We start from the raw sequence: 24,053 nt of genomic DNA, 5'->3' as shown, positions 1-24,053 counted from the left end.
CTCACCGCTGCCCCGCTGACTCCCGCCGACACCCCGCCGCCGTCGCCCTCCCGCCGAGGAAGGACCAACGGTCGTGGGGAAGGACCTGGATGGTCCTTCCCCACGACCGTTGGTCCTTCCTCGCGGATCAGAGGGCGCCGATCGGAGGTGCGGGAGCGCGAGGGCGCGGCGCGCCCGTCGGAGCGGTCAGCGCACGGCGCGGTTGACCGCCGAGACGATGGCGCGGAAGGACGCCGTCGTGATCGAGGGGTCGATCCCGGCCCCCAGAGCACCTGGCCGTCAACCTCGGCCTCGACGTACGCGGCGGCTGCGGCGTCCTCGCCCTGCGAGAGCGCGTGCTCGGCGTAGTCCATCACCGAGACGTCGACGCCGCGCTGCCGCAGGATCGCCGAGAACGCGTCGATCGGGCCGTTGCCGAGCCCGGTCAGGTGGTGCTCGACCCCGCCGTCGACCAGCGTGACCTCGAGCTCGGTGTCGCTGCCGTCACCGGCGGACGTCAGGCGCGTGGAGCGCAGCGCGAACCGGCCCCAGCTGTCGAGGTCGGAGGTGGCCGGCGCCGGCAGGTACTCGTCCGTGAAGATGGTCCACAGCGTCTCGGCCGTGACCTCGCCGCCCGAGGTGTCGGTGTGCTGCTGCACCATGCGGCTGAACTCGATCTGCAGCCGGCGCGGCAGGTCCAGGTGGCGTTCGGTCGACATCAGGTAGGCGATGCCGCCCTTGCCCGACTGGCTGTTGACGCGGATGACGGCCTCGTAGGTGCGCCCGACGTCGCGCGGGTCCACCGGCAGGTACGGCACGGTCCACGGCACGGCGCTCTCGTCGCCCCCGCCGCCGCCACGTCGGCCTCGCGCTTGGTCAGCCCCTTCTTGATGGCGTCCTGGTGCGAGCCGGAGAACGCGGTGTAGACGAGGTCGCCGCCGTAGGGGTGGCGCGGGTGGACGTCCATCTGTCCGCAGTACTCCACGGTGCGGCGGATGTCGTCGATGTCGGAGAAGTCGATCCCGGCGTCCACGCCCTGCGAGATGAGGTTCATCCCCAGCGTCACCAGGTCGACGTTGCCCGTGCGCTCGCCGTGGCCGAACAGGCAGCCCTCGACGCGGTCGGCCCCCGCCATGACGGCCAGCTCGGCCGACGCGACGGCGGTGCCCCGGTCGTTGTGGGGGTGCACCGACAGCACGACGTGCTCGCGGCGGCTCAGGTTCCGGCTCATCCACTCGATCTGGTCGGCGTAGACGTTCGGCGTCGCGCGCTCGATCGTGGCCGGCAGGTTGAGGATGATCTCGCGGTCGCCGTCGGGCTCCCAGACGTCCATGACGGACTCGCAGACCTCGAGCGCGTAGTCGATCTCGGTGTCGATGAAGATCTCGGGCGAGTACTCGTACCCGACCACCGTGCCGTCGTCGAGGTACTTGGCGAAGTAGTCCATGACGTCGCGGGTGCCCGAGACGGCGATGTCCTTCGTGCCCTGGCGGTCGGTGCGGAAGACGACGTCGCGGAAGACCGGCGCCGTCGCGTTGTACATGTGGACCGTGGCGCGGTGCGCGCCGACCAGCGACGAGACCGTGCGCTCGATGAGGTCGGTGCGCGCCTGCGTCAGCACCGAGATCGTCACGTCCTCGGGGATCTTCTCGGTCTCGATGAGCGAGCGCACGAAGTCGAAGTCGGTCTGGCTCGCGGCCGGGAACCCGATCTCGATCTCCTTGTAGCCCATGCGGACCAGGAGCTCGAACATGCGGTGCTTGCGCGCGGGGTCCATGGGCTCGATGAGCGCCTGGTTGCCGTCGCGGAGGTCGGTGGACAGCCAGCGGGGGCGGCGGTGATCCGCTTCCCCGGCCACGTGCGGTCGGGCAGCTCGATCCCGTTGACCTGGTGGAACGAGGGGTACTTCGCCAGCGGCATCGGCGTGGCGCCCAGCTCGGCGGGGCTGTTGGTGGAGGGGCGGTGGCTCATGGCTCGATCTTCCTTCGTCGCTTCGACGTGCTCCGGCGGGCAGCAGGAACGCCGCGACGAGGAGCCAGCCGAGTCAGGCCTCGTCGCGGCAGCGAAGGAGCAGAGCACCTACGAGCAGCACGCCGTCACCCTAACCCACACTCGCGGGCGCCCGACGACGCGTCCTCATCGCGGCGGTGGCGTCGAGGTCACCCGCACGACCAGGGCGCCGACCTCGACGCGGTCGCCGTCAGCGAGCGCGACCGCCTGCCACGCGGTGATCAGGCGGCGGTCGCCCCCGCGCACCACGTGCGTGCCGTTGCTCGAGGCGCGGTCGGTGACCGCGACCGCCTCGTCGCCCACGTCGAGGAGCAGGTGCGTCTTCGACACCGCGGGGTCCTCCACGACGAGCGGCAGCAGGCCGTCCTCCCCCGCGCGGGCCGACGGCGCGCGGCCGAGCAGCCAGCGTCCCGGGCCGAGCGCGCGCGGCCGGTCGCCGTCCTCGAGCACGACGGCGAGCCGCGGCCGGGCCCCGAGGTCGGCGCGGGTGACGGTGTTCTCCGGCAGGTCGCTGCGCGCGACCGTCTCCTCGGGGAGGTCGCCGGCGGCCGTCGCCGGCCACCCGGGCGGAGGTCCCGGTCGGGTGGTCGTGGCGAACGGGGTGGGGTCACCGGGGTCGAGCGGCAGGGGCCTCGGCTCGAGCGGGATACCGGTCACAATCGCGGGAGACCCCGCCGTCGACGCCGGGCCGCTCGCCGCCGCCGGGCCGGTCGTGGGCTTGGGTTGCGCAGGAACCGGTGGTGCGGGAACAGATGGCGCGGGTGCAGGCGCCCTGAACGGCTCGACCCCGACCGGCAGTCCCGATCGGGGCGCCACCGGCGCGAAACCGTCGCTCGCGCGCACCTCGGACTCGTCGCTCGTGCGACCCGCGTGCCCGCGCCGACCGCGGTGGATCCGCAGCGTCGTCGTCGCCGCCAGCACGATCGCCACGAGGGCGGGCAGTACCGCGGCGACCCCCGCCAGGACCTCACCCGCTTCAGCGGGCCCGCCGCGCCCACCCGGGGCACCAAGAACCCCGGTCACCGCGAGGAGCGTCATGACCACGCCCACCGCGAGCACGCCGCACCCGATGAGGCGGAGCACCCCCACACCGCGCAGCAGGCTGGTGAGCTGCGGGACGCCCGCCCCGGGCGCACCCGCGGTCCTCGCGAGCGGCGCCAGCCACAGCTGGAGCGCGTGCGAGGCCCGCCACCCCTCCCGCACCGGGGCGACGGCGAGCAGCACGCCGAGCAGCCCGAGCCCGATCCCGAGGACGATCACGCCCGCCGTCGGACCGACCGGCGTCACCGCCGCGGACTCGGACCCGCCCGCCCCGACCCGCCCGGTCGCGAGCGCGACGCCGCCACCGACGAGCAGGAGCGCCACGACCTGGCGGACGAACCGGCTCGGCCGCGCGAGAGTCTCGCTCAGCGTGGCGATCGCCCGGACGCGCACGGCGCCGCCCCCACCACCCCCTGCGCCCGCAGCGGCAGCCCGCCGGGGCGCGTCACCGACGAAGGCGCGCGCCCGGTCCGGCGTGGAGTCCAGGAGCGCCGCGAGGGCGCGGCTCGGCGTCGGTCGCGGGGACGGCGACGACGGCGGGCGGGGCGCGGAGGACACCGTCAGTCCCGGCGCCGCAGCGAGGCGAAGGTGGTGCGGGCCCGGAACCGGCGCCACGGGGAGGTGTGGCGGCGCAGCTCCTTCTCGGTCCCGTGCACCTGGGTCCAGAACCCCGCGGCCTCCTCCTCGTCCGCAGGGACCGGACCGAACACCGCGGCGTCGGCACGCAGCGCCAGCGCCCCGCTGGACCCCGCGACGTCCCCGAAGTGCCGCTCGATCGCCCCGGCCTGCTCGCGCCGCGTCGCCGTCGGCGTCCGGACGAGACCGAGGTCGCGCGCGGTGTCCTGCAGCTCGAGCCAGCCGCCCGCCACGCGCGCGGCGCCGTCGCCACGCCGCCGCCGCCGTCGCCTTCGACCGCCCTTCAGCGCGAGCGCGAGGACGGCGGGCAGCAGGAGGAGCACCAGCGGGATCCCGAGGTAGCCGGCCCACCGCACGACGGCGGGCAGCTCGGGCTCCTCCTCGGGGTCCTCCTGCGGCTGCACGTCGGCGTTCCCGGCCTCGAGGCTCGGGACGTCGGGCGCGGGGACCGGCGGGGGCGGCGGCTGCAGCATCTGCGGCTGCGGACGGTCCGCCGGCGCCGGGTCCTCGGAGATGGGGATGTTGTTCTCGTCGGGCGTCGGGTCGTAGGTGACCCACCCGACGTCCTCGAACCGGACCTCGACCCAGGCGGTCACGTCCTCGCCCGTGACCTGCCACGTGCTGCCGTCGTCGCCCTCACCGCGCTGGTAGCCGTAGACCACTCGCGCAGGCCACCCCATCTCGCGCGCCATGAGCGTCATGAGCGCGGCGTACTGCTCGGCGTCCCCGATCATCTCGGTGTCCTCGATCATCAGCGCCATGCGCGCCGCGCCGTGGCCGGCCTCGGAGGGGACGTCGCCCTCGAGCCCGTGCGAGAAGAACCCCTGCTGCGCCAGCCCGTCGGCCATCGCCTGCACCTTGGCGGCGTCGGTGGTCGCGCCCTCCGTGAGCCGGGCGGCGAGGGCTCCCAGCCCGTCGGGCTGGCGCTGGACGGTCGGGAGGGACACCTCGCTCAGCACCTGGCCACCCAGCTGGTCGCCGCGCCGCTCCGCGACGGGTCGGACGGTGAGCGTGAACGCGTCGCCCTCCCGCAGGCGCTCCGTCACGATCGCCGTGGTCGTCTGGGCGTTGAAGAAGACCGAGCGCGCGAGGTCGCCCGCGCGCTCGCCGTCGAACGTCACGTCCTCGACGCGGCCGAGTGTCGGCAGCCACACGTCGTCGTAGGCGCCGACGGTGACACCGATGTCGATCGCGCTCTCGTCGATCTCGGGCACGAAGCGGTCGGTCGCGCGCAGGTACCGACCGCCCGCGGGCGTGTCGCCGTTGCTGACGTCCCACACGAGGCCGCTGTAGCTGTCGAGCGTCGCGATCCGCACCCGCTCGAGATCCTGCGGCACGCCCTCGAGGGTGAGCAGGACGTCGGTCTCGTGGTCCTTGAGGTTCGCGCGGAAGCCGGCGAGCGGGCTCGGGTACTCCTCGTCGAGCGGCGGCGGGTCCACGTGGTCGCGCAGCACGAGGCGCGTGGAGTCCGGCGCGCCCAGCAGGGTGCCGCCGGCGACGCCGAGCACGGCGGCCGCGGCGATGACGGCGGTCCCGATCGGACGTCGGAGCTCGACGCGTCCCGCGCGCCACGCGGGCCATCCCAGCCCCGCGACGACCCCGACGCCCGCGACGACGGCGGGCGCGACGACGTCGGACGTCCCCATCAGCACCGCCCCGACGAGGACCACCGCGGGCACGATCAGCGCCAGCGCGCGCAACGCCTTCGCCCGCAGCGCGATCGTGCCGGCGACGACGGCGCCCACCAGCGCCAGGAGGTAGACCACCGTGAGGAGACCGTCGGCGTCCCCGAGCGGCGGCTGCAGCGTCAGCACCTGCTTCCACACGCGCACGACGGCGATGCCCAGCGTCCGCCACGTCTCGAGCGTCGGCAGGACGCCCGCGATCGCCGTCGTCGGGGCCGTGAGCGCCGCGGTCACGACGAGGACGCCGAGCGTCGCGGCCGCCATCACGACGGCGTTCCACCGGCGCCGCGCGCCCACCAGGGCGACGCCCGCCCCGAGCGCGACACCGATGATCGCGGCCGCGAGGAACCCGCCCGAGCGGTAGACCGGCCACAGGGGCGCGAGCGCGAGGAGCACCAGGACGCTGGGGACGGCGAGGTCGACGGCGCGCTGCACCGTGCCGCTCGCCCCGGTGCGGGTCGCGCGACGCGCCCCCACCTGGACCGGCGCCTGCGAGGTGCCTCCGGGTGGGCCGCTCACAGCTCGCTCCGGTGCTGCGCGCGTGGAAGGTCGGCGAGGTCGCCGAGCACGATCGAGGTGAGTCCGGGCAGGCGACGCACCGCCGTGGGCGCACCGGGCTGGGCCCGGACCGCGATGACCTGGGCGCCGAGCGGCAGCACCGACGCCATCGCGCGCACCTCGCGCGGGCCCGGCTCGGAACCGACGCCGAGCACGATGATCGCGGCGCGCGGGTAGTCGCGCGCGACGGCCCGGCACGTCTCCGTCAGCGTCTGCCCGCCGGCACCCTGCTCGACGGCGGTGAGGGAGTCCAGCAGCGCGTCCGGCGTCGAGGCGCGCAGGGTCTCGCGCGTGGTGACCGCGGCGATGTCGCGCTGCTCGCGCACGGCCTGGAGGGCGTAGGACCCGAGCGCCGAGATCGCGAGCTCGAACTCCTCGGCGTCCTTCCCGTAGTCCTCGGGTCGGCACGAGAGGGCGATGACGAGCTGCGAGCGGCGGGTCTCGACGAACTGGCGCACCATGAGCGTCCCGGTGCGGGCGCTCGAGCGCCAGTGGATGCTGCGCCGGTCGTCGCCGGGGGCGTACTCGCGCAGCGCGTGGAACGTGAGGTCGGAGGCGGTCAGGTCCTGGGACTCGCGGCCCTCGAGGTCGTGCACGAGCCCGGAGTGGCTGCTCGTGAGCCGGACGGTGCGCGGGTGGACGTAGAGGTCCTGCGGCTTCGTCCACGTCACGGTGCGCCGCACGAGTCCGACCGGGTCGCCGCGCACCGAGCTGACCGGGCCGACGCTGATGACGGCGCGCCGAGACGTCGGGATCGCGAAGAGGTCCTCGTGCTCCTGGCCGGCCGCCAGCGAGGGCAGCGCGAACCCCGCCCGACCGGCACCGACCGGGAGCTCGATGCGCGCGGGCAGCACGCGCCGGTCCCCCACGTTGCGCACCGTGATGCCGCCGACGGCGCGGTCCCCGACCGTCACGCGGTGCTCGCGCAGCCGCAGCCGCACCTCGTAGGGGTGGCGCCCGATCATGAACGCGGACGCCGCCAGCAGCACGGCCCCGAGGCCCCAGCCGAGGGCCGCCAGCTCCACCCAGCCGAGCTGGTGGGCGGCGACGAGGGCGGCGACGGCGACGGCGAGCGCGACCCACGCCGTCGGGCTCGCCCACCCCAGCACCGGCGTGACCTGGCGCAGCCCCGCCTGCAGCGTGGAGCGCGTGGCGCGCGTGCCACGGAACAGCCGACCGAGCGTGGTCGTGCCGGCGACGGGCGTCGGCCGGCGGGAGGTGGAGGACGGGGCGGACATGCTCAGGCGCGCTGCTGCGGCGGTGCGACGTCGGCGAGCACGCGGGCCAGGGCGACGGCGGAGGTGGCGCCGTCGAACTCGGCCTCGGCGTCCATCACCATGCGGTGGGCGAGGACGGGCTCGGCGAGGTCCTTGACGTCGTCCGGCACGACGTAGTGGCGGCCCTGCGACGCCGCCCAGGTCTTCGAGGCCCGCACCAGCGCCAGGGCGCCGCGGACGGAGACGCCGAGGCGGATGTCGGCCGCCTGCCGCGTGGCCGCGGCGATGCGCGAGACGTAGTCGAGCACGGCGGGGTCGACGTAGCAGGTGGCGGCGAGGTCGATCATCTCGACGACGGCCTGGGCGGTGATCACGGGCGAGAGCGTCGCGGACCGGTCGCGGACCGCGGCGCCGGACAGGATGTTCACGGTCGCGTCGTGATCGGGGTAGCCCAGGGAGGACTTCATGAGGAAGCGGTCGAGCTGCGCCTCGGGGAGGCGGTAGGTGCCGGCCTGCTCGATCGGGTTCTGCGTCGCGATCACGAGGAACGGGCGCCCGACGTCGTGCGCCTTGCCGTCGATCGTGACGCGCCCCTCCTCCATCACCTCGAGCAGCGCCGACTGCGTCTTCGGAGAGGCGCGGTTGATCTCGTCCGCCAGCACGATCGAGGCGAAGATCGGGCCCGGGTGGAACTCGAACTCGCGCTTGTTCTGGTCGAAGATCGTGACGCCCGTGACGTCGCTGGGCAGCAGGTCCGGCGTGAACTGGATGCGGCTGTGGCTGGCCTGCACCGTCGCCGCGAGCGAGCGCGCGAGCGACGTCTTCCCGGTGCCCGGGTAGTCCTCGAGCAGCATGTGACCACCCGAGAGCAGGCACGTGAAGGCGAACTTGACGGCCTCGGGCTTGCCCAGCACCGCCTGACCGACGTTGTCGACCAGCCGGGTGAAGGTCTGGGAGAACCAGGAGGCCTGCTCGGTGCTCATGGAGGCGACGGCGGGGGCGGTGGTCACGTGAGTTCCTTCTGACGCTGTGGGTTGGCGGATCGGGTGTGGTGTCAGCCGCAGATGCGTTGGCCGGCGCCCTCGGCGCACCAGGTGAAGTTGGTGTCGACGAATCCCGAGAACCGCGTTCCCCGGTAGACGCCGCTTCCAGAGAGCGAGACCCCGGAGTAGGTGCGGACGAGCCCGCCGTTCTCGTAGTGCTGGAGGGTGTAGGTGCCACCCGGGAGGTCGGTGTAGCGCATGTCGTTCCAGGCGCACTGGAACCGTCCGGTCGTCACGCACACCCCACCCTGACCGTCGTCGATCCGCTGGGCCTCACGCTCCCGCGCATTTCTCACGGAAGGCACGACTGGCGGAGGGGGCGGCGGGCGTGGGTCGGTTCGCACCGGTCCGGCGCTTGCCGTCGTCTCCTGGTCAGGTCCCGACACCGCGTAGCGGACATCGATCGAGAACGCCTGGTCGTAGTCACTGCCGCGATTGACCACACCGTTGCCCGGAACGTTCTCCCAGCCCTCGTTGTTGACGTTGAACTGGAAGTGGCGCAGGGGCCGCCCGTTGGGGCCGGAGGCCGGCGCCGTGATCGTGAACCGAACTCCCTGCGCACCGACCTTCTCCCCGCGCACGCTCGGGTTGCCGATCGGCCCGTACGGAGTCGCGGCGTTACTCGCGCCGCTCGCCGGTCCGCAGTAGGTGTTGCACGCGCGCACCTGCACGGTGTAGCTGGTGCCGTTCTGCAGCCCGCCGATCACCTTGCTGTCCGGCAGGCGGTTGAACCCGCCGCCGTTCAGCGCGTACTCGAACCGGTTGATCGCCTGACCGTTGTCCGACGGCGTCCCGTGCGTCACCCGCACCTGGTTGTTGGTCCCGGTCGGCTCGAGCGAGGCGGACGGCACCTGGGCCGGCTGCCCGAAGGAGCGAACGGACTCCGACGCACCGGACGTCTCCGAGGGGCCGGCCTTGTTCGACGTCGAGACGGTGAAGGAGTAGTCCTGCCCGTTCTCGGCCGCGTAGGTGTAGGAGGTCTGCCCCGGCGGGAGCGTGATGGCGGCCTGCGGGGCGCCACCGCGGAACGGCGTCAGCACGTAGTCGCGCAAGGCATCGCCGTTGTTCGCGGGCGCCTGCCAGGACACCTGAATCTGCCCGCCGATCGGCGTGTCCACGCGGGTCGCCCGGGGTGCCTGCGGCGTGTCCGGCGGCGCCGCAGGGATCTCGGGGGCGGACCAGCCGGACCACTCCCCGGGTCCGGGGCGCTGTTGCGCGCCCGGACGCGGAACGTGTACGCGGTGCCGTTCTGCAGCTCGCCCCACGTGGTCGCGTTGACCACCCCCACGCTGCGCTGACCGCCACCTGTCGCGGGTGAGATCTGCACGTCGTAGTCGATGATCGGCGAACCCTCGTTGCCGGGCGTCGCCCAGGCGACGTCGATCGCACGGTCGCCGAACTTGAGCGTGGGCGGTCCGGGGGCGTCCGGCTTCACGTCCGGACGCGCGACGGCCGAGGCCGCGCTGGCCGGCCCCGGGCCGACCTTGTTCGCGGCCGTCACGGTGAACGTGTACTCGACGTTGTTCGTCAGCCCGCCGATCACGCACGTGGTGCCGCCGCACTCCTGCGCGCCACCGGCCCACGTCACCGTGTACCCGGTCAGCGGCGCGCCGTTGTCGATCGGCGCGGCCCACGAGAGCGTGACCTCGCGGTTGCCGACGGCCTCGACGCGCGGTGCCGACGGCGCCGCCGGCACACCGATGACGTTGGCCCGCACGCGCGCCTGACGCTGGCGGTCGGGGTCCTGCGTCGCGTCCTGGACCGTGTAGAGGATCGAGAGTCTGCCCACGAAGTCGCCGGCCGGCGTCACCGAGATGGTGCCGCCGGAGACGGCGACCTGTGCCGCACCCGTCTCGGGCTCGGCGCTGACGATCTCGAAGGATTGACCCGGGAACGGGTTGGTGTCGTTGGCGAGCACGTCGATGCTCGCCGTCTGGCCCTGCTGCACCTCGCCCAGGTCGTCGTCGACGGCGACCGGGAGCGGCGCGCTGCTGGCGACAGCGTTCGCGACCATCGTCCCGACCACGGGTTCGTTGACCCGGTCGCTGACGGAGATCTGGAACTCGCCCTGCGTCCCCTTCTGCGTGTCGAGGGCGGCGGTGACGTGGAGCTCCGTGCCGCCCACCAGCTCGGCCGTGAAGCCCTCGGGCTGACCGAGGAGCTCGAACACGAGACGGGTGCGGTCGGTCGGGTCGCGGTCGTCGGCGAGGTTCTGCAGCTGGATGACCTGCGGCTCGTCGACCCCGGCCTCGACGTCGATCTCCGTGCTGGAGATGGTCGGCGGGGTGTTGCCGTTCGGCTCGACCTCGATCGGGATCGTCAGCACCGAGACCTTGCGCTCGGGGTCGTTCAGGTCGGCCGCGTCGGTCACCTCCAGCGTGATGCCGGCGGGACCGACGTAGTCGGCCGTGGAGGTGAACGTGAGCGTGCTCGGGCCGGTCACGGGCGGCGTGCCGTCGGAGTTCGTCGCCAGGGCCTTGCTCGGGTCCGTGACCTGCACCGGATCGCCCGAGACGGTGACGACGAGGTCGTTCAGCTCGATCTCGAGCCGCTCGTTCGTCAGCACCTTCAGCGGCTCGAGGTCGGTGCGCAGCGCGGGTCCCGAGTCCTCCGTCCCCGGCACGTCGACGAACGCCCACGTGGTGAGCCCGTCGCCGTCGGTGATCTGGTACGTGACGACCTGTCGCGTCGGGGTGAGCGCGACGGTCAGCTGCTGCCCGCCGTCGACGGTCGTGAGCCCCGCGTTCGGCTGGTCCTCGGGGACGGCCAGCACGAGGTCACCCACGTCGCCGTCGGGGTCGTAGTCGTTGGCCAGGACGTCGACGTCCACGCGGTCCTTGCCGATGATCTCCGGCACCGGGACGAGATCGTCGACGGCGACCGGCGTGTGCAGCGGCGCGTCCGGCGACACCTCGAGCGCGAGCGTGGCGACGGCGCGGCCGCCGTTCCCGTCGAACACCTCGAACGTGATGCCGTACGTGCCCGACTCGGCCGGGGTCTGCACCACGAGCTGACCGTCCTCGGCGACGTCGACCGGCAGGCCCGCGCCGTCGAGCACGCCCCCGACCTGGAGCTGGTCGCCGTCAGGATCGGTCGCGTACTCGAGCACGTCGATCGTCACGGTGCGCTCGGGGCGGTGGTGCGCCTGCACCGGCGGCACGACCGGCGCGCTGTTGATCGCCGGCGGAGGCACGATGCCCACCGAGATCGTCCCGGTCGCGGTCTGCCCGGGTCGGTCGCGCACGAGGAAGGTGAACGTGTCGGTCCCGACGGCGTTCCCGAAAGGCACGTAGTCGATGTAGTCGGTCCCGATCTCGACCACCTGACCGAGCTCGGGCGCGCTGCCGAGACCGAGGAGCTGGACGGAGTCGCCGTCGGGGTCGATGCCGATCAGCGTGATCGGGATGCGGATCCGCTCGCGCTGGAACGCTCGCGTGTCGACGTCGACCGGGACGGGTGCGGCATTCCCCTCGGCAGCAGTCACGTTGATCACGACCTGGGCCGATCCGCTCTGGCCGTTGACGTCGGTCACGGAGTACGTCGCGAGCTGCTGCCCCGGGTCGGTCGGCGCCTGGTAGCGCAGCACGTCCTGCGTGGCGAACATCAGCCCGGCCTCGGGCCCCTCGACGAGCGTCTCGTCGAGGTGGAACTCGAGCGCGTTCGGGTGGTGGTCGTTGGAGAGCACCGGAATCGTCACGTAGTCACCCGCGCGCACGCTGACCGTGTCGCGGACGGCCACCGGAGGCTGCGGCTGCGCGTCCGCCCGGAGCGGGATCACCTGGACCTCGCCGACGGCGGATCCGGTCTCGTTCGCCACGGTGTAGCCGACCCGGACCGGCTCGCCGAGCACCCGGTCGCTGGTGATGCGCAGCAGCCGGTGCTCGATGACGGCGACGTTGAGGCCGTACCCCGTGGGGACGTCGACCTGCTGGACCGCGAGCACGCCGCCGCGGGGGTCGGTGTCGTTCTGCAGCACGTCGACCAGCACCTCGCCGCCGGGCGGGAGCATGGCCGTGTCGCGCATCGCGATCGGCGCGCCGTCGGCCGGGGACTTCACGTCCACCCGGATCAGGCCCTCGCCGGTCGCGCCCTCGTCGTCGGCGATGAGGTACGTGGCGTAGACGGTGCCGGGCTGGTCCGGCGTGAACTCGATGGTCCCGTCGCCGTAGTTCGGCGAGGTCTGACCGCTGCCGAACGGCGCCGCCTGCGCGAGCCGCGGCCGCTGGCCGGAGGTGTCAGAGTCGTTGTCGAGCGGGTTCAGCACGATTGTCTCGCCCACGAACGCCGTCGCGAAGTCGAACTCGGCGCGCGGCGGCTGGTTGCCCGGGACGACCTCGACCTGGATCGGGATCGGTGTGACCTCGTAGCCGTCGAAGACCTCGAGCGTCACGGTCTTGAGCGCGTTGGAGACCCCCGCGTCCGAGAACGTCACGTTTCCGTCGGGGGTGGTGCGTACGGCGTCGCCCTCGCTGTCCACGCTCGCCGAGCTGAGGGTGAGCTCGTCGCCGTCGGGGTCGCGGATGTCCGCCAGCACGTTCTGCGTCACGCTCGCCCCGCTCGCGACGCGGATCGTGATGTCGCGCAGCGCCTGGGGAGGCGAGTTCTCGCCGTCGGGCACCACGCGGAGCGTGACGAGGGCGTCGTCGGTGCCGCCCCGGCCGTCGTCGGCGGTGTAGGTGAAGCTGCCCGTCCCCGAGGCGTCCGGCGGGACCACCACCTGCAGCGCCCGGCCGCCCATGACGAGCTCCGGCGTCCCGAACCCCTCGGAGAAGTCGGCCGGCGGGAGGATGGTCAGGAGGTCGCCGTCGGGGTCGGCGTCGTTGTCCAGGAGCGGCAGGATCCGCGTCGTGCCCGGGCGCAGTCCGAGGTCGTCGTCGTTCGCGGTCGGCGGCCGGTTCTCCTGGTCGCGGTCGAGCGGGACGTCCTCCTCGACGGTCTCGTGCGAGTCCTCCTCCTCCTGCTGGGAGTTCGGCGGCGGCGAGGTGTCCAGCCAGTCCTGCACCGGGACGAGCTGGTTCTCGATCATCCAGACCGCACCCGTGCCCAGGTCGTTGAGCACCACGTAGCCGTGATTCACGCGGTAGGTCAGCCGGGCGTCGGCGCCCGGTCCGGGGACCTCCTGGAGCACGCCCTCGTCGTTGCAGTACCGCACGGCCGAGGACGTCTCGGCGCTCCACGCGCCGAAGGCGCAGCCGTTCACCACGACCGGGACCGCGGGCGTCCCGGGCGCCGCCACGCGGGTCAGCCGCACCTCACCCCCGTCGAGCGGGATCCGCACGAGCGCGTCCCGCGTGGCGATCGTGACGTCGTCGCGCGCGTCGCCGCCGTCCTGCAGGGCGACCTCGTCGGCGTCGACCTCCTGCTCGATCTCCGCCACGGCGTCGGACAGCAGGATCGACTCGCGCTCGGGCTGGACGATCTCGACCTGCGGGAGGTTCTCCTCCTCGACGCGCACGACGCGCGCGACCGACAGGACGGGGTCGGTCCCGACCGTGGTCAGCGTCAGGTCGGCGTCCTCGAGGTCCTCGGGGTCGAGGATCAGCTCGGTGAGGTCGGTGGTCTCGAGCTCGGGGGTTCGAGGTCCTCGACGTCGGCACCGTCGAGCCCGGTCGCGGCGAGGGCCGCCCCGGCGTCCGACGGCGACGCGTCGTCCGCGGGTGCCTCCTCGTCGACGGGCGCGTCGCCCTCCTCGTCCTCGGCCCCCTCGCCGCGCGCGATCGCGGTCATGACGGCGACGTCGGAGGCGGTCAGCGCGGTCAGCGCGCGCGTGTCGGGGTCGAAGACCCAGGTCGTGCCCTCGACGTCGACGTCGAGCACCGATCGCGGCGAGACGCGCAGCGTCGGCGGCAGCTCCTCGTCCTCGAGCGCGGCGAGCGTGTCGGTGGTGACGATCCGCAGGTCACCCGTGCCCGGGTCGAGCACCGCGACCGTGCCCGCGCCGAGGTCGATCGTCCGACCGGCCGGGACCGCGGCGCCGCCGGCGCCCACGACGCCCGCGGTGTCGATGCGCTCGACGCGACCGAGGCCGTCGTCGACGACGAGCACGTCCTCGTCGTCCTGCAGGATGTCGAAGGCCGCCGTCGAGGAGGACAGCTGCGCGTCCACCTCGGCGATGGGGTAGTTGAGCCGCCCGATCCGGGTGTCGTTGGTCCCGGTGACCCAGACGCCACCGTCGTTCAGGCTGACGTCCGCCGTGGCCACACCGTCGTAGGTGAGGCTGAGGGCGACGACGGTGCCGACGACGAGGCTGACGACGGTGGCACTGGCGATGGTGCTCCGGCGCCGCGAGCGCTCAGCCAACGATGCTCCCTGAAGTTCGGTGAGCCCCCAGGGTAAGCGAGCGGTCGCGCACGCGGGAATCGGGAACGGCCGGAGGCACGGGCGGCGGGCTCAGTCCTCGGCGGTGCTCGACGCCTGCGCCGGGGACTCCGCCGGTTCGGCAGCCGCTCGCGCCAGTGCCGCCTGCTCCTCGAGGAACGGCAGGTCGGCGGCCGTCACGAGTCGTGAGGCGACGGCGTGCTCGACGAGCCGCGCGCGCCGGTTGACCGCGAGCTTGCGCGGGCCACCGCGCAGGCCGCGCACCCCCTGGCGCGCCAACTTGTCGCACACGTTGTCGAGCTTGCGGTTGAGCCTCGTGATCGTCCACCCGAGCCGCGCCGCGGCCTGCGCCGAGGACGGGATCGCCGTCGTGCTCCCCCGGCCGCGCAGCACCGGTTCGGCGAGGGCGACGACGAGCGCCCGCTGCGAGTCGGTCAGCACGACCGGGCCGATCGTCGTGTCACCCTGCTCGACCTCGGCGGCGACCGGCTCGTACGCCGGCTCCTCGCCCACGATGAGCAGCTCGTACGTCGTCGGGCCCGCCGTGAACAGGACGGTCGTGCGCGCGAACACCAGCGGCAGCCGCGCACCCGGCGCGATCCACGCCTGCACGTTGCCGTGGGCGTCGGCCACCGTCGCGGGGATCAGGGAGCCGACGTTCTCGAGCCACCACAGGTCGCCCGAGCGCGTGATCGCGAGGAATCGCCGGTGCAGGTAGGGGTTGTCGTCGATCTCGAGGTCGCCCTCGCGCCCGACGACGAACGCCTCCTCGGGGTCGACGTCGAACCACTCACCGCAGAACTCGACCTGCACGGCCGGTCTCCTCCCTGTCGAGCTGTCTCATGCGCAGACGGTGTAGTCCTTCGACACGCGCATGTCGATCACGGTACGGATCTCGACACAGACGGTCGACTCCGACTGCCCGGTCAACGTCACCTCGGTCCCCTCGACGGTGTCGTTCTCCCCGGTGTTCGGGATGCGGTAGCTGTACGTCGCACCGTCCACGCCGTCGGGCGCGTCCCAGGTGACCACGATCGTGGAGGACGTGCCCGCGTCGCGGGCAGCGCGGACGTTCACCGGTTCCGGCACGAACGTCGTCCCCGTCGGCCCCCCGGTCTCGGTGACCGACGGTGTTGGCGTGGCGTCCAGGTCGCCGTCGTCGTTCCCGAGGTTCAGCAGCACGACGGCGGTGATCGCCACCGCCACCAGCGCACCCCCGACCGTCCACCCGAGCCACGGCCGACGCGCGGACGAGGCCGGCGCAGCCTCGGGATCGACCAGCTGCTCCCGCTCCTGCGGACGGTCGGCCTCGGGCGGGCGCTCCCACGCCGGCCTCGAGCGGGCCGGCGCCGCCCAGACGGCGGGGTCGTCGGGGCGCCGCGGCACGCGGACCGGGGTGATCGCCCGGTGCGTCGGGTCGGCGGCCGCAGCCGCCGCCGGCGCCGTCGTGACCTGGTAGCCGGCGATGCCGGTGGTGCCACCGACACCCGCCGGTGCCGCCGCGGGCGGGAGGCCGGGCGTCCAGGCCCCGCCCACGCCGTCGCCCGCTCCCCCACCGGGGTCGATGTCGATCACCGGACGCACCTGCGTCTCGCCGAAGACCACGCCACCGCCGGACCCCGGCTCGCTGACGCGACGCACGTCGGGCACGTCGATCGGGGTCGGGGCGAGGTGGAGGTCGAGCTCGACCCGCTGCAGCGCGCGGCCGAGGTCGAGCGCCGTCGCGAACCGGCGCGACGGCCGCTTGTCCATCGCCCGCGCGAGCACCTGCTCGAGCGACGCCGGGACGTCCTGGCGCCCGATCGGCGGCGCCGGTTCGCGCGTGATGCGCGAGATCAGGTCGAAGGCCGCGTTGCTGCCGCCGACGACCTCGAACGGCGAGCGCCCGGCCAGCACGGTGTACAGCGTGGCGGCCAGGGAGTAGATGTCGGCCTGCTCACCGCGCGGGGAGTCGTCGGCGAAGAACTCCGGGGCCGCCCACGGGATGGACATGCCCGTCTCGGTGTCGGCCGCGTTCGCCCCCATCACCGAGATGCCGAAGTCCGTCAGCGCCGGCCAGCCGTAGTCGTTGGTGAGCACGTTGGCGGGCTTGATGTCGCGGTGCAGGATGCCCGCGCGGTGCGCCGTCTCGATCGCACCGGCGAGCCGCACCCCGATCCGCAGGGCCTCGGCGATGCCGAGTCGCTCGGAGCGGTAGCGCTCGGACAGGTTCGGCCCGGCGCAGTACTCCATGACGAGGAACGGGCGGCCGTCGGCCGCGACGTCGGCGTGGTAGACCGTCACGATCGCGGGGTGGCTGGAGACGTGCGCCATGAGGTTGGCCTCGTCGACGAACGCCATCTGCTCCGATCCGGGCACGATGCGCAGCACCTTGACGGCGACCTCGCGGCGCGGCATCGCCTGGCGGTACAGGAAGACGTCGGAGAAGCCACCCGAGCCGAGCAGCCGCTCGTGGGTGTAGCCGGGCAGCTCGGGGGTGTGGCGGGGGACGGCGCGAGCTCACGCGGGCACCACCGTCGCCCTCATCGCTCCACCACGATCACGACGCCGTCGCCCAGGTCGATCCGCGATCCCACCGAGGCGGACGTGCCCTCCCCGGGGTGCAGGCGGTGCGGGACCTGGCCGGGCCGGGCCACGACCGTCCCGTTGGTCGAGCGCAGGTCGGTGACCAGCACGTCCTCGCCGTCGAGGCGGAGCTCGCAGTGGGTGCGCGAGATGTCCTGCTGCGGGCTGGGGACCACCACGAGCCGGGCGTCGACGCCGGTGCGCGCCTCGGGCGCCCGCCCCACCAGCACCGGGCGGTCGAGCTCGACGTCGATGCCGTGCGAGAACGCCAGGCGCAGCCGAGGGGCCTCCGGCTCGGCCGCGGGCTGCGCCCACGGCGAGACCGTCACGAGGCCGGGGCCCGCCTCGCGCAGAGCGGCCACCTGGTGGTCCAGGATCGTCCCGCCGTCGTGGTCGCCGTCGTCGTCCAGGTCGGGTGAGACGGGCGGCGGGGCGTTCGGCGCCGGGGTCGGGGCGCTCGGTGCCGGCGCGGGTGACACTCCCGTCACGAGCTCGGGTGCGAGCGGCGTCGCGCCGGCGTCGTCGGTCGACGGCGCGGCCCCGGTGGGGTCCCCGTCCGGGACACGGTCGACGGCGGGGGCGCCCGCGGCGCCCGCCGCTTCCGGTCGCTGCGGGACGACGCCCGCGCCACCGGGGTTCACGACGCCGTAGCCGCCGTCGTACGCACTCTCGTCCTGGTGCGGGTGGAGCGTCACGTCGAGCGGCGGGTCCGGCGGGAGCAGCGGTTCGGTGTCGTTCGGGGTGTCGGGCTCCGCGTCGGGGAGGACGGGCGCCGCCTCCGTCGACTCCTCCGTGACGTCGGGGGTGGGCTCGTCGGTTCCCTCGATGTCGTGAGCGTCGGCGTCGGCGTTGTCGGCTGCGTCGTCGGTGTCGGACTCGGCGGGCGCCTCGACGACGGCCTCGTCCTCGCCGGCGACGGCGACAGGCGCGTCGTCGCCCGGCTGGTCGTCAGGAACGTCGTCACCGACCGGTTCGACCTCGGCCGGCTCGTCGCCAGCTGCCTCGTCGTCCGCGGTCTCGTCCGGGACGGGGACGTCGCGCGGCTCCTCGTCGGCGGGGACGGGAGCGGGCACCGGCACCACCGCCGGGACGGGCGACCCGGCGTCGGCGTCGGAGACGGAGACCGGACCCGAGACGTCGTCCTCGCGCCCGGGTGCGCCGTCGGCGACCGCGCCGGCCTCGTCGTCGGCGGGCAGGCTCATCGTGACGGTCGCTCGCGAGGACCGCACGACCCCGGCGAGGAGGGGCAGGTCCTCGCCCACCACCGACTCCTGCGCCCCCGCGCCCGCGACGCGGGCCACCACGACCTCGAGCGCGCCGTCCGTGACGGTCAGCGTCTCCTCCCGCCACGTCGCCACGCCCTGACCGCTGATCGTGGCCCCGCCGGCGCGGACCTCGACGTCACCGCGGACGAGCGCGCGTGCGCGCCCCGAGTCGAGCACCACGACGGCGAAGGTCGGCATGTCGGCGAGCGAACCCACCAGAGGAGCGACGAGGGCGGCCAGCCCCTGGCCCGCCCGCGCGGCTTCCCACACCCGGGCGACGACGTCGGCCGCGACCCGGTGGTCGAGCAGCGCGACCGCGCCCGGGGTGACGACGACGGAGTCCGGACCGGGGGTGTAGACGCTCCAGGCGCCTGCGTCGTGGCTCGTCATCGCTGCTCTTCCTCGTCCCTGGGTGCGGATCACGTCCGCCAGCGATCCTACGACGACGCTCTCACGACAGCGGCGAGAAGGCTCCCCAGTAGGCCGAGACGACCAGGACTCCCAGGAGACCCCCGACCGCGAGCCAGCCGCCGGCCGCGCGGACCAGACCGCTGCGACCGCGGCCCCGTCCGTGCGCGAGGAGGCGCCGCACCGCGCGGACCCCGGTCCAGACCGACAGCACGGCGAGCGCCTGCACCGCCACCCAGCCACCCCAGACCACGACGCCGTTGCCGCTGTAGGCGAGCGCGAGCTGCGCCACGGCGACGATGTAGGCGACCAGTGCCACCACGACCGCCGCGGTCGCGACCGTGAACGCGGCGAGCCCCCGGCCCACACGGGGCGTCGGGGCGCTCACGACGGCGGCGACCTCCGTCTCTCGCGAGACGCCGGGTCCACCGGGCCCGTCGGATCCACCGCTGTCGGCGGACACATCCGCGCCCGCCGCCCCCACACGGCCGCGACGCCGATCGGCGAGCACCGCCGCGACGGATCCTCCGGCCAGGACGAGCAGACCGCCCGCGGCGACACCGACCGAGATCAGCGGGACGCGCAGCATCATCTCGCCGTCGGCGTACCAGCGCGGCTGCGGCACGGCCGAAGCGAGGTGGATCTGGCGCGGCGTCGCCCCCGCGACGGCGGGGCCCGCCTCCTCGGCCGCGCGCGGGTCGAGCATCCAGGTGGCGAGGCCGTCGAGGAAGGCGGGGACCACCGGATCGGTCGAGCTGCCGACGCGGATGCCGTGGTTCGCGTCCTGGTAGTAGCGCACCATCAGCTGCTCGGCGCCACCGGGGATGGCCCCCAGGACGAGCTGGGGACCCTGGACCGTCGGCATCGACAGGTCCTGCGTCCCGTACGCCATGAAGATGGGCTGCGTGGTGCGCTCCAGGTACGGCAGCACGTCGAAGTCCGCGTACGCGAGGATCCCCCGGGCCAGTGGGCCCCCGTGGCGCGCGGGATCGCGCGCAGGAGCGTCTGGGGGACGCCCACCTCGCGCAGGTAGGCGTCGACGGCGAACGCCGCCTGCTGCCGCGGGGGCACGACCGGGGCCGAGACGAGCGCGACGAACGCGACGTCGTCGTCCCCCGCCGCGAGCACCGGTGCCACCCAGGCACCCTCGCTCTCCGCGTAGAGGCCGACGCGGTCCGGATCGACCCCGTCCAGCGTGCGCGCGAGCTCGAGCGTCCGCCCGTAGTCCGCGGCCATCGCCTCGTAGTCGCGGTGGAGCGTGGAGTAGGTGTCCAGCCGCTTGCTCGGTGAGACCGCGACGATGCCCGCGCTCGCGAACGCGGTGGCGTGCTCCGCGAACGCGTCGGCGAGCCCCGTACCCGCACCGTGGAGGAACACGACGGCGGGCGCCGGCCGCGGCGCGTCCACGGGCTCGACGATGAGCACGTCGGTCGTGACGCCGCCACGGCCCGTCTCGTCCGCCGGCTCGAGCTCGACCTCGACGATGCGCGACCGCGTGTCGTACCGCCCGAGCACCGCTGCGCCGTCGCCCGCGCCGTCCGCCGGCCCGGCCCCGACCCAGACGTCGGGCGAGGCGACCGTGACCGTGGCGCTCACCGGCTCGGGGTTCCAGCGCGGCCCCGCCGACGTCCCCACGAGCGCCAGGACGAGAACCCCGACCAGGACGGCGGCCGCCGTCCGCATCGGCGGCGTGCTCAGCCGTGCCGCGAGCGCGCGGCGGCGCGCGCCGGGCCGCCGCTGCGTCTCGACCCCGGGCGTCTCCTCCTGCGACATCGAGCCTAGAAGCCCAGCCGCTGCAGCTGCTTGGGGTCGCGCTGCCAGTCCTTGGCGACCTTCACGTGGAGGTCGAGGTAGACGCGCGTGCCGAGCAGCGCCTCGATGCCCGCGCGCGCCCGGGTGCCGACGTCGCGCAGCCGCGAGCCCTTCGCGCCGATGACGATGGCCTTCTGGCTCTGCCGCTCCACGAACACCGTGACGTGCACGTCCAGCAGCGGACCCTGCTTCTCGGTGCGCCCGGGGCGCTCGACCATCTCCTCCACCACGACGGCGAGGGAGTGCGGCAGCTCGTCGCGCACGCCCTCGAGGGCGGCCTCGCGCACGAGCTCGGCGATCATCACGCGGTCGGGCTCGTCCGTGAGCTCGCCCTCGGGGTAGAGCGGCGGACTGACGGGGAGGTGGGAGCACAGCACGTCGGCGACGACGTCGACCTGGTAGTCCTCCAGCGAGCTGACCGGGACGATGTCGGCCCAGTCGCCGAGGCGGTCGATCTCGATGAGGTGCTGCACCAGGCGCTGGCTCTCCACGAGGTTGGCCTTCGTGGCGAGCGCGACGACGGGGGTGCGCACCTCCGCGAGCGTGCGGGCGATGAACTCGTCACCGGGGCCGACCTTCTGGTCGGACGGCAGGCAGAACGCGATGACGTCGACCTCCGCCAGCGTCCCGATCACGAGCTCGTTGAGCCGGTTGCCGAGCAGCGTGCGGGGTCGGTGCAGCCCCGGGGTGTCCACGAGCACGAGCTGGGCGTCGTCGCGGTGCACGATGCCCCGGATCGTGTGCCGGGTGGTCTGCGGACGGTCGGAGGTGATCGCGACCTTGGTGCCCACGAGGGCGTTGACGAGCGTCGACTTGCCGGCGTTGGGTCGTCCGACGACGCAGGCGAAACCCGCGCGGTAGCTCTCGGGGTCGCGCGGGCTGGCGTAGGTGGGCGCTGCCCCGCTCCGGTCGGTCATCGCGCCGTCCGCCCCGCGAGGAACGTCAGCAGCAGCGTGCGCTGCAGCTCGAACATCTCCTCGCGCTCCTCGGGCTCGGCGTGGTCGAAGCCGAGGAGGTGCAGGATGCCGTGCGTGACCAGGAGGAGCATCTCCTCCTGGGCCGAGTGGCCGGCCTCGCGCGCCTGGGTGGCGGCGACCTCGGGACACACGACGACGTCGCCGAGGATGCCCTCGTCCGACGGCTCGCCCTCGCGCCCCGGGCGCAGCTCGTCCATCGGGAAGGACATCACGTCGGTCGGACCCGGCTCGTCCATCCAGCGCACGTGCAGCTCGGTCATCGCCGGGACGTCCACGAAGATGACCGACAGCTCGGCCTGCGGGTGCACGTGCATCTGGTCGAGCACGTAGCGGGCCAGCGCGGCGAACTCGACCTCGTCGACCTCGTGCGCGCTCTCGTTGCTGATCTCGGTGCTCATCGGCGCTCCCCCGCGGAGTCCCAGCGCGCGTAGGCGTCGATGATCTCGCCCACCAGACGGTGGCGCACGACGTCGGAGGACGTCAGGCGGCAGACGGCGACGTCGTCGACGTCGCGCAGGATCTCGGTCACGACCCGCAGGCCGGACGTGGTGCCCGAGGGCAGGTCGACCTGCGTGACGTCACCGGTGACGACCATGTGCGAGTTGAAGCCCAGGCGGGTCAGGAACATCTTCATCTGCTCGGGCGAGGTGTTCTGCGCCTCGTCGAGCACGATGAACGCGTCGTTCAGGGTGCGACCGCGCATGTACGCGAGCGGCGCCACCTCGATGACGCCCGAGGCCATGAGACGCGGGATCGAGTCGGGGTCGACCATGTCGTGCAGCGCGTCGTAGAGCGGACGCAGGTAGGGGTCGATCTTCTCCGTCAGCGATCCGGGGAGGAACCCGAGTCGCTCCCCGCCTCGACGGCGGGGCGGGTCAGCAGGATGCGGGAGACCTGCTTGGCCTGCAGCGCCTGCACGGCCTTCGCCATCGCGAGGTAGGTCTTGCCCGTGCCGGCGGGACCGATCCCGAACGTGATGGTGTTGCGGTCGATGGCCTCGACGTACTCCTTCTGCCCCACGGTCTTCGGCCGGATGGTGCGGCCTCGCGTCGACAGGATGTTCATCGTCAGCACGCTCGAGGGCGAGGTGGCCGCGGGCGAGCGGAGCATCCCGATCGCGCGCTCGACGGCGTCGGCCGACAGCGGCTGCGCCGAGCGGGCGATCTGCGCGAGCTCCTCCAGCAGCCGCTCGGCGAGCGAGACCTCGTCCGCCGGACCGTCCAGCGTGATGACGCTACCGCGCACGTGCACGTCCACGCGCGGGAAACCGCGCTCGATCGTGCGCACGACCTCGTCGCGCGGGCCGACGAGCGCACGCATGTCGACGTCGTCGGGCACCGTGACCTGGTGCGTCACGGGACCACTCGACGACCCGGAGCCGCCACCGCGGTTCACGCCCGTCACCGGCCCGCCAGCTTGTCGCGCAGCCGCGAGAACATCCCGGCACCGACCGGCGCGAGCCGACCCTGCGGTCGCTCCTCGCCGCGCAGCGTCGCGAGCTCCCGCAGGAGCTCCTCCTGCCGCTCGTCGAGGTGGGTGGGCACCGTGACGTCGAGGTGGACGTGCATGTCGCCGCGGCCGTGCCCGCGCAGCCTGCCCATGCCCCGGCCGCGCAGGGTGATGACGTGGTCGCCCTGGGTGCCGGCCGCGACGTCGACCTCCTCGTCGCCGTCGAGCGTCCGCAGCTCGAGGACGGTGCCGAGCGCGGCCGCCGTCATCGGCACGGCGAGCGTGCAGTGCAGGTCGTCGCCGCGGCGCGTGAACACCTCGTGCGGCAGCTCGCGGATCTCCACGTACAGGTCGCCCGCGGGGCCGCCGCCCGGGCCGACCTCGCCCTGTCCGACGAGCTTGATGCGCGTGCCGTTCTCGACGCCGGGCGGGACGTCGACCGTGATGGTGCGGCGGGCGCGCACGCGACCCTCGCCCGAGCACTCGGGGCACGGCTCGGGGATAGTCGAGCCGAACCCCTGGCACGCGTCGCAGCGCGCCTGCGTCATGACGTTGCCGAGGAACGAGCGCGCCACGCGCTGGACCGACCCGCGGCCGCCGCAGACCGTGCAGGCCTTCGGCGAGGTGCCGGGGGCGGCGCACGAGCCGTGGCAGGTGCCGCAGACAGCGGCGGTGTCGACTGTGAGGTCGCGCCGGACGCCGAAGGCCTCCTCGGCGAGCTCGAGCTCGATGCGCACGAGCGCGTCCTGCCCACGGCGGGCGCGCGGGACGGGGCCGCGCGCGCTGCCGCCGCCGGCCGCGCCGAAGAACGTCTCGAAGATGTCCTGGAAGCCGAACCCGGCGCCCTCGCCGCCGGCCCCGCCCATGCCGCCGGAGTCGTAGGCGCGCCGCTTGTCGGGGTCGGACAGGACGTCGTTGGCGGCGGTGATGTCCTTGAACCGCTCCGCACCCGCCTCGCCGGCGATGTCGGGGTGGTAGGTGCGCGCGAGCTTGCGATAGGCGCGCTTGATCTCCTCGGTGGTGGCGTCCCGCGCCACACCGAGGACCTCGTAGTAGTCCGTCACGTGTTCGTCAGATCCTCGTACGTCGG

15 protein-coding genes and 2 pseudogenes are annotated in these 24,053 nt (G+C 73.7%); all 17 read right to left on the bottom strand.

Going from position 1 to position 24,053, the window contains the following annotated elements; translation table 11 throughout:
- Window positions 1-186 precede the first annotated feature (186 nt).
- Window positions 187-1,899: pseudogene (gene leuA, locus QQK22_RS04680) on the bottom strand (2-isopropylmalate synthase).
- Window positions 1,900-2,115: 216 nt separating this feature from the next.
- Window positions 2,116-3,588, bottom strand: coding sequence for an FHA domain-containing protein (locus QQK22_RS04675; protein ID WP_284249778.1), 1,473 nt, complete (start codon window positions 3,586-3,588; stop codon window positions 2,116-2,118).
- 2 nt (window positions 3,589-3,590) lie between these two features.
- Window positions 3,591-5,870: a transglutaminase-like domain-containing protein gene (locus QQK22_RS04670; RefSeq protein ID WP_284249777.1), complete on the bottom strand. Its 2,280-nt coding sequence runs from the start codon at window positions 5,868-5,870 to the stop codon at window positions 3,591-3,593.
- Window positions 5,867-7,147 carry a DUF58 domain-containing protein gene (locus QQK22_RS04665; protein WP_284249770.1) on the bottom strand — a complete coding sequence of 427 codons (1,281 nt, stop codon included), beginning with the start codon at window positions 7,145-7,147 and terminating at the stop codon, window positions 5,867-5,869. The genes QQK22_RS04670 and QQK22_RS04665 overlap by 4 nt, the downstream gene beginning before the upstream one ends.
- 2 nt (window positions 7,148-7,149) lie before the next feature.
- Complete coding sequence (locus QQK22_RS04660) at window positions 7,150-8,109, bottom strand: AAA family ATPase (protein ID WP_284252542.1); 960 nt, start codon at window positions 8,107-8,109, stop codon at window positions 7,150-7,152.
- Between the two features lie 71 nt (window positions 8,110-8,180).
- The gene (locus QQK22_RS04655) at window positions 8,181-9,287 is read right to left on the bottom strand and encodes a fibronectin type III domain-containing protein (protein ID WP_284249768.1); all 1,107 of its coding nucleotides are present in this window, start codon (window positions 9,285-9,287) and stop codon (window positions 8,181-8,183) included.
- Complete coding sequence (locus tag QQK22_RS04650) at window positions 9,203-13,624, bottom strand: Ig-like domain-containing protein (protein WP_284249766.1); 4,422 nt, start codon at window positions 13,622-13,624, stop codon at window positions 9,203-9,205. Before QQK22_RS04650 ends, QQK22_RS04655 begins: the two co-directional genes overlap by 85 nt.
- A gap of 83 nt (window positions 13,625-13,707) precedes the next feature.
- The gene (locus tag QQK22_RS04645; RefSeq protein ID WP_284249764.1) at window positions 13,708-14,469 is read right to left on the bottom strand and encodes a hypothetical protein; all 762 of its coding nucleotides are present in this window, start codon (window positions 14,467-14,469) and stop codon (window positions 13,708-13,710) included.
- 90 nt (window positions 14,470-14,559) lie between these two features.
- Entirely contained in the window at window positions 14,560-15,300 is a 741-nt protein-coding gene (locus QQK22_RS04640; protein ID WP_284249762.1) for an FHA domain-containing protein, read from the bottom strand.
- A 27-nt stretch (window positions 15,301-15,327) separates the two neighbouring features.
- Window positions 15,328-16,956 (bottom strand): serine/threonine-protein kinase, encoded by a 1,629-nt coding sequence (locus QQK22_RS04635; protein ID WP_284252541.1) that lies wholly within the window; start codon window positions 16,954-16,956, stop codon window positions 15,328-15,330.
- A 53-nt stretch (window positions 16,957-17,009) separates the two neighbouring features.
- Entirely contained in the window at window positions 17,010-18,707 is a 1,698-nt protein-coding gene (locus QQK22_RS04630; RefSeq protein WP_284249760.1) for an FHA domain-containing protein, read from the bottom strand.
- A gap of 61 nt (window positions 18,708-18,768) precedes the next feature.
- The gene (locus tag QQK22_RS04625; RefSeq protein ID WP_284249759.1) at window positions 18,769-19,590 is read right to left on the bottom strand and encodes a hypothetical protein; all 822 of its coding nucleotides are present in this window, start codon (window positions 19,588-19,590) and stop codon (window positions 18,769-18,771) included.
- Window positions 19,527-20,498: an alpha/beta hydrolase family protein gene (locus tag QQK22_RS04620; RefSeq protein ID WP_284249757.1), complete on the bottom strand. Its 972-nt coding sequence runs from the start codon at window positions 20,496-20,498 to the stop codon at window positions 19,527-19,529. The genes QQK22_RS04625 and QQK22_RS04620 overlap by 64 nt, the downstream gene beginning before the upstream one ends.
- Before the next feature lie 5 nt (window positions 20,499-20,503).
- The gene (era, locus tag QQK22_RS04615) at window positions 20,504-21,454 is read right to left on the bottom strand and encodes a GTPase Era (RefSeq protein WP_284249755.1); all 951 of its coding nucleotides are present in this window, start codon (window positions 21,452-21,454) and stop codon (window positions 20,504-20,506) included.
- A complete protein-coding gene (ybeY, locus tag QQK22_RS04610; protein ID WP_284249753.1) occupies window positions 21,451-21,912 on the bottom strand; it encodes an rRNA maturation RNase YbeY in 462 nt (153 codons plus the stop codon). Before ybeY ends, era begins: the two co-directional genes overlap by 4 nt.
- Window positions 21,909-22,834: pseudogene (locus QQK22_RS04605) on the bottom strand (PhoH family protein). Before QQK22_RS04605 ends, ybeY begins: the two are co-directional and overlap by 4 nt.
- 80 nt (window positions 22,835-22,914) lie before the next feature.
- Complete coding sequence (gene dnaJ / locus QQK22_RS04600; protein WP_284249751.1) at window positions 22,915-24,027, bottom strand: molecular chaperone DnaJ; 1,113 nt, start codon at window positions 24,025-24,027, stop codon at window positions 22,915-22,917.
- Between the last annotated feature and the right edge of the window lie 26 nt (window positions 24,028-24,053).

Source organism: Litorihabitans aurantiacus (genome assembly GCF_030161595.1).
Lineage (GTDB): Bacteria > Actinomycetota > Actinomycetes > Actinomycetales > Beutenbergiaceae > Litorihabitans > Litorihabitans aurantiacus.
The sequence above is the reverse complement of the archived record's forward strand: the minus strand, read 5'-3'. Positions and strand labels throughout refer to the sequence as shown.